Here is a 293-nt window from a genome sequence, read left to right as displayed (position 1 = left end):
TAACCTTCTGCAAGTTCATATTGAATGTCTTCATCTTTTAATTTATAATCTTTATTTTTATAAACTAGTGAATCAAGAATTTTAGCGTTATAAGGGACTAATCCTTTTTCATAGTGACTATGATCACCGTGAAGTGTCACATATCCATCGTCAGTGATTTCACTAACCACGACTGAACTAACCTTATCTGAGTAATTAATTTTCTTTGCTTGTGCTGTATTTTGTACTAGAGGTGTTGTTTCATATGCTTGTTGTCTTCCGTATTCATAACCAGCAAAGGCTGATAGTCCGAT

At 33.4% G+C, this 293-nt stretch carries 1 protein-coding gene; it reads right to left on the bottom strand.

The genetic code is table 11. The features are described from left to right. Positions 1–293, bottom strand: a 293-nt coding sequence (locus PNO30_RS04970) for a pneumococcal-type histidine triad protein (RefSeq protein WP_271987382.1), incomplete at both ends; no start/stop codon positions are given.

This window comes from Gemella haemolysans, assembly GCF_028308085.1.
GTDB lineage: Bacteria > Bacillota > Bacilli > Staphylococcales > Gemellaceae > Gemella > Gemella haemolysans_D.
Note: the sequence above shows the minus strand (reverse complement) of the source record. Positions and strands in the feature narration are given on the sequence as shown.